The organism is Blastochloris tepida (assembly GCF_003966715.1).
GTDB classification, from domain to species: Bacteria; Pseudomonadota; Alphaproteobacteria; order Rhizobiales; family Xanthobacteraceae; genus Blastochloris; species Blastochloris tepida.
In genome coordinates, this window is sequence record NZ_AP018907.1 from 2,507,909 (window position 1) to 2,519,965 (window position 12,057).

Annotated in this window: 8 protein-coding genes and 2 tRNA genes; 2 read left to right on the forward strand and 8 right to left on the reverse strand. The window is 66.1% G+C overall.

The window, feature by feature from the left end; translation table 11 throughout:
* Window positions 1-69: 69 nt before the first annotated feature.
* Entirely contained in the window at window positions 70-768 is a 699-nt protein-coding gene (locus BLTE_RS11455; RefSeq protein ID WP_126400702.1) for an alpha/beta fold hydrolase, read from the reverse strand.
* Between the two features lie 398 nt (window positions 769-1,166).
* Here BLTE_RS11455 and BLTE_RS11460 point away from each other — a divergent pair, with 398 nt between their 5' ends.
* Complete coding sequence (locus tag BLTE_RS11460) at window positions 1,167-2,321, forward strand: dienelactone hydrolase family protein (RefSeq protein WP_126400705.1); 1,155 nt, start codon at window positions 1,167-1,169, stop codon at window positions 2,319-2,321.
* Window positions 2,322-2,335: 14 nt separating this feature from the next.
* Here the strand turns inward: BLTE_RS11460 and BLTE_RS11465 are convergent.
* The 7 genes from BLTE_RS11465 to BLTE_RS11495 form a co-directional block, all read right to left on the reverse strand.
* A tRNA-Val gene (locus BLTE_RS11465) sits at window positions 2,336-2,412 on the reverse strand.
* A gap of 231 nt (window positions 2,413-2,643) precedes the next feature.
* Window positions 2,644-2,919 (reverse strand): HU family DNA-binding protein, encoded by a 276-nt coding sequence (locus tag BLTE_RS11470; RefSeq protein ID WP_126400708.1) that lies wholly within the window; start codon window positions 2,917-2,919, stop codon window positions 2,644-2,646.
* A gap of 526 nt (window positions 2,920-3,445) precedes the next feature.
* Window positions 3,446-5,875 (reverse strand): endopeptidase La, encoded by a 2,430-nt coding sequence (gene lon, locus BLTE_RS11475; protein ID WP_126400711.1) that lies wholly within the window; start codon window positions 5,873-5,875, stop codon window positions 3,446-3,448.
* 411 nt (window positions 5,876-6,286) lie between these two features.
* Window positions 6,287-7,549, reverse strand: coding sequence for an ATP-dependent Clp protease ATP-binding subunit ClpX (gene clpX / locus BLTE_RS11480; RefSeq protein ID WP_126400714.1), 1,263 nt, complete (start codon window positions 7,547-7,549; stop codon window positions 6,287-6,289).
* Between the two features lie 502 nt (window positions 7,550-8,051).
* Entirely contained in the window at window positions 8,052-8,678 is a 627-nt protein-coding gene (gene clpP / locus BLTE_RS11485; RefSeq protein ID WP_126400717.1) for an ATP-dependent Clp endopeptidase proteolytic subunit ClpP, read from the reverse strand.
* Between the two features lie 52 nt (window positions 8,679-8,730).
* The gene (tig, locus tag BLTE_RS11490; RefSeq protein ID WP_126400720.1) at window positions 8,731-10,092 is read right to left on the reverse strand and encodes a trigger factor; all 1,362 of its coding nucleotides are present in this window, start codon (window positions 10,090-10,092) and stop codon (window positions 8,731-8,733) included.
* Between the two features lie 105 nt (window positions 10,093-10,197).
* Window positions 10,198-10,282 (reverse strand) — tRNA-Leu (locus tag BLTE_RS11495).
* Window positions 10,283-10,463: 181 nt separating this feature from the next.
* Here BLTE_RS11495 and BLTE_RS11500 point away from each other — a divergent pair.
* The gene (locus BLTE_RS11500; protein ID WP_126400723.1) at window positions 10,464-11,888 is read left to right on the forward strand and encodes a multicopper oxidase family protein; all 1,425 of its coding nucleotides are present in this window, start codon (window positions 10,464-10,466) and stop codon (window positions 11,886-11,888) included.
* Window positions 11,889-12,057: the final 169 nt, after the last annotated feature.

The following is a 12,057-nucleotide window of genomic DNA, read 5'->3' on the forward strand; positions in this document are numbered from 1 at the left end:
TATCGAACAAGGGATTTTCGGCGAGACCGTTTCCGGTATCCCGAAGGGATCAACCGGAAACCGAATGAGCTACCGCGTGAGCCAGCGCACGAGCGCGGCGGTGACGGCGTCCGGGTTCTCCAGCGGCGACAAATGGCCGGCGCCGGGCACCACCACAAGCTCGGCATCCGGCATGGCATCGGCCATCTCGCGGGCGAGATCGAGCGGCGTGATCTGGTCGTCGGCGCCGACCACCACCAGGGCCGGCACGGTGATGGTGGGCAGGATGGGCCGCGAATCGACGCGGCCGAGGATCGCGCGCTGCTGGCGGACAAAGGCCTCCGCCCCCACCTGCTGCAGCATGCGGCGGACGACGATCTCCAGCCCGCGATCCTCGCGCCGGGCGGGCGCGATCAGCCGCGGCCACATCGCATCGTGGATCTTGTCGAGCTGCCCCTCCTCGCCAAGCTCGATCATGCGCTTGCGCACGTCGGCGGCGGCCGGGGTGTCGGGGCGCGCCTGGGTGTCGATCAGCCCGAACCGGGCGATGCGCTGCGGCGCCTGCCGCCACAGCTCGAAACAGACATAGCCGCCCATCGACAGGCCGGCGACGGCGAAGCGGGGCGGCGCGTCGGCCAATATGGCGGCAGCGATCGCCGCGATAGTGTCGTGGCCGCTGGTGTCGGCGACCACGATGTCGCGGCTGGCGAACGCGGCCGTCTGCGCCGCGAACAGCTCCGCGGTGCAGGCGAGACCCGGAACCAGAACCAGCGGCAGCGTTTCAGACATCGCAACCCCATCATTCTTGGGAATTCGCCCGCAAGCCGAGATCAAGCAATCCATGGATACTGGTGGGCGGTGGCGAAGTCAAATTATACGATCCTGCAATGGCTTGGCGCAGAGCGCAGGAGATTGTAGCGCATCGAGGCAAAAGAGGAATTTTTCACGTGTCCTTCCCCAATCCCGTGAAGGCACACGGTCAACAGCAGGCCCGTGATAGACTTTCAAAATAGCGGCGGATTATGGCGCCTCGCGCCAAATCCGCCCTACGCTTGCTCGCCGCCAAGCTGTTTCCAACCAGCCACCTGGATGAGCCGGGCCGCTGCAGTGTGCTCACCCTGGGGGCGCTTCCAAAGGTCGGAAACAACCCACTAGAATAGGCTCGTCGGGACATAGTGGGCTTCCCAATGGGTATCAGCGACCTAAACCGTCGTCAGTTCGCCGCCCTCACCGCAGCGACTGCCGCCACGTGGCCGTCCGCGGGCGAAGCCGAGCCGGCAACTCCGGTCCTCTATCCGGGCGAGGCGTTGACCGAAGCATCCGGTCATCCGGCGCTGGTGCGCTTCGAACCCGGCCGACCCGGCTTTCCGCTTGTCGTCTTCATCACGGGTGGAGGGGTGCTCGGGCGCATCGCCTATGGGCCGCCCGCCGGAAGGGCCGCCGACTTCCTGTGTCATTGGCTGCACGAGGAGGGCTTTGCCACTTTGGCACTGTCCTATCCGATCGACACGAGGGGCGTGTTCGACGTCGCGTTCCCCCGGTTTTCGATCCTGGACTGGGCGGAGCAGAGCGCCGAGATCATCGCCCGCCACGTGAACGGGAATGGTCTGGCCGGAAACGTCATCGTCTTGGGGTGGAGCATGGGCGGGCGAATCGCCGAGCCGCTTCAGGCCGCGTTGCGGAGGCGCGAAAAGAGCATCGAGCTGTTCGTTCCGATGGCCGGTGCAACCGCGCTCCCCAATATTTTGCCGGGCCTGAAGGGACTGCAACCCTCACCGAGCGGTCTCGCCTCGATCCGGGGAGCCTACTTGGATTGGTTGCTCCTCTGCCTTGCGGATCAGAACCGGATTGCCGGCCGCGTCGTGCTGGACGCGGAGACCTTCACGACCGAGATGACCGGCGACTTTCCGATCGGGCTCGCGGCCTCGGCGATGCGCTTTCGGAACGGAACCTTCGTGTCCGATGCCGCGGCCGACGCTCGTGAGGTCGGCGCCTCGCAATATGACGCCTTTCCGCCGCTCGCGCTGATGACGCACGCCTCCCCCATCGACGCCCGGCACGCCCTCACGGATCGAGCGACGTGGGGCATGTTCATCACCCAGCAGCTTTGCGAAACGCACATCTTCCCTCGCGCGAGCAATCTCTCGGCGCTTGAACCCGAGAAGTGGGCGCTGCTGGTCCAGCACGTCAGAGACGCTGCGGTTCGACTGAGCGTGACGCTGCCGGGCAATCACATGTTCTTTGTCGGGGAGAACGGCGCGAGGCGAACCGTCCAGGCGCTGAAGCAGCTCAGGCAAACCGCTGCTGAGATTGCGCGCGAAACTGCTCGTCTGGCCACATGACCACGGCGGCCGGTTGGTGGGCGGTGACGGGATCGAACCGCCGACCTACTGGGTGTAAACCAGTCGCTCTAACCAGCTGAGCTAACCGCCCGACACTGCGCCCCGCCTGCCGGCGAAGGGGGCCGGATGCCTGCTTTCGGGCGGCATGCCGCCGCCAGCCTCGCGCATCCGTCCGCCGCCTCTTCTCTACCCCCGGCCACGCCGGACCGGCAAGCACATGGCGGCCTTCGTCCGGAAGAGAGTAACGGCCGCCGCAGGGCTTGCGGAGCGGAACGCGGCAGAGCCAGGGCGCGCGGGCGCCTGCGGCAGGCCGGCTCAGCGGTCAGCGGTCGACCATCTGCTTCAGCACCTTGCCCGGCGTGAACTTCGGCGCCTTCGACGCCTTGATCTTCACCGGCTGGCCAGTGCGCGGATTGCGGCCCTCGCGCGCGGCGCGCTTGACCACCGAGAAGGAGCCGAACCCGATCAGCTTGACGTCCTCGCCCTTCTTCAGCGCCTCCGAGATCACGTCGAAGGTCGCCTCAATGGCAGCAGCGGCGGCCGTCTTGGTCGAATCAAGACGATCCGCAACGGCAGTGACCAATTCATCCTTGGTCATACGCGTCATCCTCCATCGAATCACCGGCGCCCGCCGGACCGCCTCTCAAGGATTGGCCAATTCCCCGGAAAATCAAGCGCCGCAACGGTTCGCGGCGGTACTGCCATCCCGCGGCGCGGCGCGCGAAGGTCGTCCGGGCCGCTGTGGCGCCATCCGGGCTCCAAGCATATTTCTTTGATTCGATTTTGATTTTTCTGGAGCGCGCGCGCCAGGCGGCGCGTTCACCTTGCATTAACGACAACGGGCGGCCACCGGCCGCCCGTTGTAAAGGTTTTATACGGCTACCACGTGATCAGATCGGCCTCTTCTTCCCTCTCCCCTTGCGGGAGAGGGTGGCGAGACCGAGCGCAGCGAGGTTGAGCCGAGTGAGGGGTATGTACGGCTCACGCTTGAGAATTCACCCCTCACCCGCCTCGCGATCTGACGATCGCTCGGCGCCCTCTCCCGCAAGGGGAGAGGGAAAGAGGGCGGTTCCCGCACAGACGGCTCTCCCGCCCGCCGGGCACCGCGGCGGCCGGCCGCCCGGTCAGTGCGCCACCATGCCCGCCGGCTCCTCGTCGGCGATCACCTGACCGTCCTTCTCGGCCGCCGCGTTCTCGTCCCAGACGATCGGCGTCGGCTTGGCGGTCAGCGCGTGGGCCAGGACCTCGTCCATCCGCGACACCGGGATGATCTCGAGGCCCGACTTCACGTTCTCCGGGATTTCCGCCAGATCCTTGGCGTTCTCCTCGGGGATCAGCACCGTCTTCAGCCCGCCGCGCAGCGCCGCCAGCAGCTTCTCCTTCAAGCCGCCGATCGGCAGCACGCGGCCGCGCAGCGTCACCTCGCCGGTCATGGCGATGTCGCGCCGGATCGGGATGCCGGTGATGATCGACACGATCACCGTGGCCATGGCGATGCCGGCGGACGGCCCGTCCTTCGGGGTCGCCCCCTCCGGCACGTGGACGTGGATGTCGCGCTTGTCGAACATCGGCGGCTCGATGCCGAAATCGACGGCGCGCGAGCGCACATAGGACGCCGCCGCCGAGATCGATTCCTTCATCACGTCGCGCAGATTGCCGGTCACCGTCATGCGGCCCTTGCCGGGCATCATCACGCCTTCGATGGTGAGCAGCTCGCCGCCGACCTCGGTCCAGGCCAGACCGGTGACGACGCCGACCTGATCCTCGGTCTCCGCCTCGCCGTAGCGATACTTCGGCACGCCGAGATACTCGCCGATATTGGCTTCGCCGACCGTGATCTCGGTCTTCTTGGTCAGCGTCAGCTCCTTCACCGCCTTGCGGACGAGCGTGGAGATCTCGCGCTCGAGATTTCGCACGCCCGCCTCGCGGGTGTAGCGGCGGATGAGCATCAAGAGGCCGGCATCGTCGATCGACCATTCCGACGGCTTCAGGCCGTGCTTGGCGAGAACGTTCGGGATCAGATGCTTGCGGGCGATCTGCACCTTCTCGTCCTCGGTGTAGCCGGCGATGCGGATGACCTCCATGCGGTCCAGCAGCGCCGGCGGAATGTTCAGCGTGTTGGCCGTGGTGACGAACATCACGCTCGACAGATCGTAGTCGACCTCAAGGTAGTGGTCGTTGAAGCTGTTGTTCTGCTCGGGGTCGAGCACCTCGAGCAGCGCCGAGGACGGATCGCCGCGGAAATCGGCGCCCATCTTGTCGATCTCGTCGAGCAGGAACAGCGGGTTCGACTTCTTGGCCTTGCGCATCGACTGGATGACCTTGCCGGGCATCGAGCCGATATAGGTGCGCCGGTGGCCGCGGATTTCCGCCTCATCGCGCACGCCGCCGAGCGAGACGCGCACGAACTCGCGCCCCGTCGCCCGGGCGATCGACTTGCCGAGCGAGGTCTTGCCGACGCCGGGCGGGCCGACGAGGCACAGGATCGGGCCGGTCAGCTTGTTCGAACGCTGCTGGACGGCGAGGTACTCGACGATGCGCTCCTTGACCTTCTCCAGGCCGTGGTGCTCGGCGTCGAGCACCTCCTGCGCGAACGGCAGATCCTTCTTGACCTTGCTCTTGATGCCCCACGGGATGGAGAGCAGCCAGTCGAGATAGTTGCGCACCACCGTGGCCTCGGCCGACATCGGCGACATCTGGCGCAGCTTCTTCAGCTCGTGCTGCGCCTTCTCGCGCGCCTCCTTCGACAGCTTGGTGCGCTTGATCTTGTCTTCCAGCTCGGTCAGCTCGTCGCGGCCTTCCTCGTCGCCGAGCTCCTTCTGGATCGCCTTCATCTGCTCGTTGAGGTAGTACTCGCGCTGGGTCTTCTCCATCTGCCGCTTGACGCGGGTGCGGATGCGCTTCTCGACCTGCAGCACCGAGATCTCGCTCTCCATCTGCCCGAGCACCTTCTCCAGGCGCTGGGCGACGTCGGTGATCTCCAGCACGCCCTGCTTGTCGGCGATCTTGACGGCGAGATGCGAGGCCACCGTGTCGGCGAGCTTGGAGTGGTCGTCGATCTGCGCGACCACGCCCACCACCTCCGGCGAGACCTTCTTGTTGAGCTTGACGTAGTTTTCGAACTCGGTGACCACCGAGCGGGCCATCGCCTCGGCCTCGACCTGGTTGCCGCCGGTCTCCGGCAGCACCACCGCCTCGGCCTCGAAGAATTCGGGCCGGTCGGTGTAATGGCCGACGCGGGCGCGCTCGACGCCCTCGACCAGCACCTTGACGGTGCCGTCCGGCAGCTTCAGAAGCTGCAGCACGGTGGCGAGCGTGCCGACCTGATAGATGGCGTCGGGCGCGGGCTCATCGTCGCCGGCGTTCATCTGGGTCGCCAGCAGGATGTAGGTCTCGCTGCGCATCACCTCTTCGAGCGCGCGAATGGATTTCTCCCGACCGACGAACAGCGGCACGATCATGTGGGGGAACACCACGATGTCGCGCAGCGGCAGCACCGGAAACGTCTGGGTCACGCCTGGAGCGAGAGGGGGGCGCGGCTTTGCAGTGGTCATGGCCCTGTCCTTTCTTGGTCTGGGCAGGTTCCTGCTATGGGGCTTGTCGCGCAGGAGCCCGCGTCGGGCCGGTCGGTCGTAGGGACACTCCTGCTGGGCAAAACGCTCGTGCCGACTCAGGCGTCCTGTTCGAAACCGGATCGTTGACAAATTAGGTGGCGACCCACCCTGGGGGTGTCAAGCCGGCGGCACTCACGCCGGGTCACGCCGCTGTGCGAAGCCGACATGCAGGCCGTGCCGGCCGATGAACCGGCCAAGGCCCCCGCACATGATCCCCGCACCCGATCCAAGAGATGAACACCCCGGACAGGGTCGCCCGCAAACGCATACGCACGAACGAAAACACGTGCAAGTTGGAACGCTTAAACTCTAACACCGGACCGCGCGAGCGCGGCCCGGCATTGGTCGTCGTCACGCACTGGCGCCGGCTTCGGCGCGGTCGGCGTAGATGTACAGCGGCCGGGCGCCCGCGGTCACCACCTCGTCGGAGATCACCACCTCTTGAACGCCCTCGAGCCCAGGCAGATCGAACATGGTGTCGAGCAGGATGCTCTCCATGATCGAGCGCAGGCCGCGCGCGCCGGTCTTGCGCTCGATCGCCTTCTTGGCGATGGCGTTGAGCGCATCCTCGTGGATGCCGAGGTCGACCCCCTCCATCTCGAACAGCCGCTGATACTGCTTGACCAGCGCATTCTTGGGCTCGGTGAGGATCTTCTTCAGCGCGTCCTCGTCCAGGTCCTCCAGCGTCGCCACCACCGGCAGGCGGCCGACGAATTCGGGGATGAGGCCGTATTTCAGCAGATCCTCGGGCTCGACCTCGCGGAAGATCTCGCCGGTGCGGCGGTCTTCCGGCGCCACCACCTTGGCACCGAAGCCGATCGAGGCGGTGCGGCCGCGCGCCGAGATGATCTTGTCGAGCCCCGCGAAGGCACCGCCGCACACGAACAGGATGTTCGTGGTGTCGACCTGCAGGAACTCCTGCTGCGGGTGCTTGCGCCCGCCCTGCGGCGGCACGCTGGCCACCGTGCCTTCCATGATCTTGAGCAGCGCCTGCTGCACGCCCTCGCCCGACACATCCCGGGTGATGGAGGGATTGTCGGATTTGCGGCTGATCTTGTCGATTTCGTCGATATAGACGATGCCGCGCTGGGCGCGCTCGACATTGTAGTCGGCCGCCTGGAGCAGCTTGAGGATGATGTTCTCGACGTCCTCGCCGACATAGCCGGCCTCGGTCAACGTCGTGGCGTCGGCCATGGTGAAGGGCACGTCGAGGATGCGGGCCAGCGTCTGGGCGAGCAGCGTCTTGCCCGAGCCGGTCGGCCCGATCAGCAGGATGTTCGACTTCGCCAGCTCGACATCATTGTGCTTGGACTGGTGATTCAGCCGCTTGTAGTGGTTGTGCACCGCGACCGAAAGCACCTTCTTGGCGTGGTCTTGGCCGATGACATAGTCGTCCAAAACCTTGCGGATCTCACGCGGCGTCGGAATACCATCACGCGACTTCACCAGCGAGGACTTGTTCTCCTCGCGGATGATGTCCATGCACAGCTCGACGCACTCGTCGCAGATGAACACGGTCGGTCCCGCGATGAGCTTGCGCACCTCGTGCTGACTCTTGCCGCAAAACGAGCAGTAGAGGGTATTTTTCGAGTCGCTGCCGCCGACTTTGCTCATTCCACTTGGTCTCCCGAAGCGCCGCCGCGCTTCGCAATATGTCACCCTGCCGACCTGTCACGGCGATCCGTAAATGTCCGGACCGAAGCGACGATTCCGACAACGTACCGACATTCTAGTCGATCACGATATGGCTCGGCGGATCAATACCGCGTTAAAATGACCCGATCGGAACAAGGCTTGTCGACCCCGCCCGCGCCGGATCCATGACAAATACGATGCAAAATCGAGGCCGGTTCATGGCGTTCCGGCCCGGCGAGCGTCAAATTGTTGCGTCGCACGACTTCCGATGCGGAAGTCAGGACCTGCCCAAATGATGCCGAGAGCCGCCGGACGACACGCGTGACCCCGCCTCCGGTTGATCCCTTCAAAGTACCGGAAGCGATCACTTGAAGCAAAGACGCGGATGGCCGGGACAAGCCCGGCCATGACGACGGCAATCAGCAGCAAAGGCCAGAGGTCTCCGGCCCTTTCGCCCGGCTCTTTTCTACCGGCTCTATTTTCAGGGCTTGACCGGCTCTTCGGGGCGCTTGTCGAGCACCTGATCGATCAGGCCGAAGGTCTTGGCGCCTTCGGCGGTCATGAAGTTGTCGCGCTCCAGCGCGTCCTCGATCGCCTTCACGTCCTGGCCGGTGTGCTGGACATAGATCTCGTTCAGCCGGCGGCGCAGGCCCTCGATCTCGCGGGCGTGGATGAGGATGTCGGTGGCCTGGCCCTGGAAGCCGCCGGAGGGCTGGTGGACCATGATTCGCGCATTCGGCAGCGCGAACCGCATGCCCTTCTCGCCCGCCGCCAGCAGCAGCGAGCCCATCGAGGCCGCCTGCCCGACGCAGAGCGTCGAGACCTGCGGCCGGATGAACTGCATGGTGTCGTAGATCGCCAATCCCGACGTCACCACCCCGCCCGGCGAGTTGATGTACATCGAGATCTCCTTCTTCGGATTCTCGGCTTCGAGGAACAGGAGCTGGGCGACGATGAGCGACGCCATGCCGTCCTCGACCGGCCCGGTCACGAAGATGATGCGCTCCTTCAGCAGACGCGAGAAGATGTCGTAGGCACGCTCGCCACGATTGGTCTGCTCGACCACCATCGGGACAAGATTCATGTAGGTTTCGACGGGGTCGCGCATCATCATCCTCGTAAAGGCAAGGCCGCAACGCGGGGGCGATTGAGGAAAAGCCTCAGGCGGCGGGTTTGTCGGCGTCCTCTTCGCGGAACAACTCGTCCTTCGTCACCCGCTTCTCGGTGAGCTGCACCAGACTCAGCAGATGATCGACGACCTTCTCCTCGAAGATCGGCGCGCGCAGGCTGGCCAGCGCGTTGGGATTCTTGCGGTAATAGTCCCAAACCTGCTGCTCCTGGCCGGGGAAGCTGCGGGCCCGCTCCACCAGCGCGCGGGTGACCTCGTCGTCCGTCACCTTGATATCGGCCTTCTGGCCAAGCTCGGCAAGGACGAGGCCGAGGCGGACGCGCCGCTCGGCGATCTTGCGGTATTCGTCGCGGGCGGCCTCTTCGGTGGTCTTCTCGTCCTCGAAGGTGCGGCCGCCCTGCTTCATCTCGCCGGTGATCTGGGCCCAGACACTCTCGAATTCCTGCGACACCAGCCCTTCCGGCAGCGCAAAGCTGTGGCGCGTGTCGAGCGCATCGAGCAGGGCGCGCTTGAGGCGGGCGCGCGACAGGCCCTCGCGCTCGCCGGTCAGCCGCTGGCGGATGGCGTCCTTCAGCGCGTCGATGGTGTCCATGCCCAGCGTCTTGGCGAAGGCATCGTCGATCTCGACGTGGCCCGGCGCGGCGATCTCCGAGCAGGTGACCTCGAAGGCGGCGTCCTTGCCGGCGAGATGCGCCGCCAGATAGTTGGCCGGGAAGGTGACGTTGACGGTGCGGGTCTCGCCCGCCGCGATGCCGACGAGCTGGTCCTCGAAGCCGGGAATGAAGGAGCCCGACCCCACCACCACCGGCACGTCGTCGGCGCTGCCGCCGTCGAAGAGTTCGCCGTCGATGGTGCCCTTGAAGGAGATCGTCACCCGGTCGCGCTGCTCGGCCTTGCTGCCTTCGGGGCGCGGCTCGTAGGGGCGGTTCTGGTCGACCAGCCGGTCGATCGCCTGATCGACGTCGGCGTCCTCGACCGGCGCCACCGGCTTCTCCAGCGCGATGGCCGAGAAGTCGGCCAGCACGATCTCGGGCAGGATCTCCATCGCCACGGTGTAGGCGAGGTCGCTGCGGCCCTCGAGCACGGCCTCGATCTCGCTCTGCTCCTCGGGGAAGGTCACCTTCGGTTCGAGCGCCAGCTTGAAGCTGTTGTCAGTGACGATCTGGCTGTTGGCCTCGGCCACCGCCTGCTCGATCACCTCGGCCATCACCGAGCGGCCATAGAGGCGCTTCAGGTGGGAGGCCGGCACCTTGCCGGGCCGAAAGCCATTGATGCGGACGCGGTCCTTGAGTTCCTCAAAGCGGGAGGCGGCGCGACCATCGAGGTCGCTGGCCTCAAGAACAACGCGAAACTCGCGCTTCAGGCCTTCGTCACTGGTTTTGGTTACCTGCATGATCGCGCTCTTCTCGAATCGACGGTTCGCCCGGCCGCCCCGCGCGGGCCGAGCGTCGGCCGCTCCCCCCGTTGTGCCTGGGCGTCCCGACCGGATTCGCGGGGGTGGTGCGGGCGGAGGGGCTCGAACCCCCACGACTTTCGTCACTGGAACCTAAATCCAGCGCGTCTACCAGTTCCGCCACGCCCGCTAACGGCACGGGCTTGCGCACGTGGCCGGTCGGGACGCGGCTTATAGCACGCGTCCGCCACGACGCCAGCGGGAAATGCGTGGCAGTCCCCCGCCGGACGCGGAACCGCTGGCGGAACGGACATTTTGAAGCCATTTGAAGCGGGCCCGATGCTCCGCAACCCGCCGAACCGAGGTTCGTGATGACCGCATTCCGCCCGACCCGACGCACCGTCCTCGGCGGCACCGTTGTGACCCTCGCCGCGCTCGGTCCGAGCCGGACGCTGCGGGCCGAGACCGGCGGAACGCCTCCCGGCGAGGCACGGCGCCTCACCCTCAAGCCGGGGGCTGCGCAATTGCGCGGCCCCGATCTGCCGCCATCGCCGGTCTGGGGCTTCGACGGTCAGGCGCCGGGGCCGATCCTGCGGGTGCGCCGCGGCGGCGAGGTATGGGTGCGGGCCGAGAACGGTCTCGACCAGCCCACCGCCATCCATTGGCACGGCATCCGCCTGACCAACCCGATGGACGGCGTGCCGCCGCTGACCCAGGCGGCGATCCCGCCCGGCGGCGCCTTCGACTACCGCTTCGCCTGCCCGGATGCCGGCACCTTCTGGTACCACGCCTTCGCCGGCACGCCCGAGCAGCTCGACCGCGGACTGGCCGGCGCGCTGATCGTCGAGGAGGAGACGCCGATCGCCGTCGATCAGGACATCGTGCTGCTGCTGCAGGACTGGCAGTTCGACGACGGCGCGGCCAAGGAGGGCGAGGCCAAAGCCGAGGCCAAGGATTCTGAAACCAAGGGTGCCGAGGCCAAGGAATCGGAGGCCGGCGCCCGCCACGCCACCGTCAACGGCCGCCCGGCCGAGGACATCGCGGCGAAGGGCCACGACCGGATCCGCCTGCGGCTGATCAATGCCGCGGCGTGGCGCATCGCGGCGCTGGCGTTCGAAGGCGGGCTGCGGCCGGTGCTGGTGGCGGTCGACGGCCAGCCGTCCGAGGCCTTCGAGCTCGGCCGGCCGCGCGTGGCGCTGCCGCCGGGCGGCCGGGTCGACCTGATCCTCGATATGCCGGCTGCCGCCGACCCGGCGGCGGAGCCGCCGGCCATCCGGCTCCACGGCTATGGCACGGACAGCGTGCTCGCCACCTTCCGCCTCGAGTCCGGGCCGCCCCGGCGCCCCGAGCCGCTGGGCACGGTCAGCCAGCTTCCCGACAATCCCCTGCCCCGCCATATCGAGCTGAAGGGCGCCCACCGGCTCGATCTGGCGCTGGATGCCGGCAACCCGCAGCCGGCGGCGGCCTCGCTTTGGACCTTCCGCGGCGGCGACGGGCCGGCCGGTCCGCCGCTGTTCCGCGTGGCGCGCGGGCGCACCGTGGTGCTGGCGCTGGTCAACAAGACGCCGCTGCCGCACGCCGTCCACATCCACGGCCATCATGTCCGGCTGCTCGACAGCCTCGACGACGGCTGGAAGCCGTGGTGGCACGACACGCTGCTGGTGCCCGAGGCGAAGACCAGCCGCATCGCCTTCATTGCCGACAATCCCGGCAAATGGCTGCTGCCCTGCCGCGCCGTTGAGCAGCCGGCGGACGGAACGGGATCGGCGAAGGCGGCGTGGTTCGAGGTCACATAGAGCATGAACAATAAGCCACCAACCTTGCTCGAAAAAACCGTCTAGGGTTATTAATGTTATTCTAGGTTGCAATTACCGCATCGAAATCCAAAATAATAACTATATACCAAAATTTATAAAAACCTAATTATAATTATTCAATCTCTATGATTTATAAATATTATTCTCC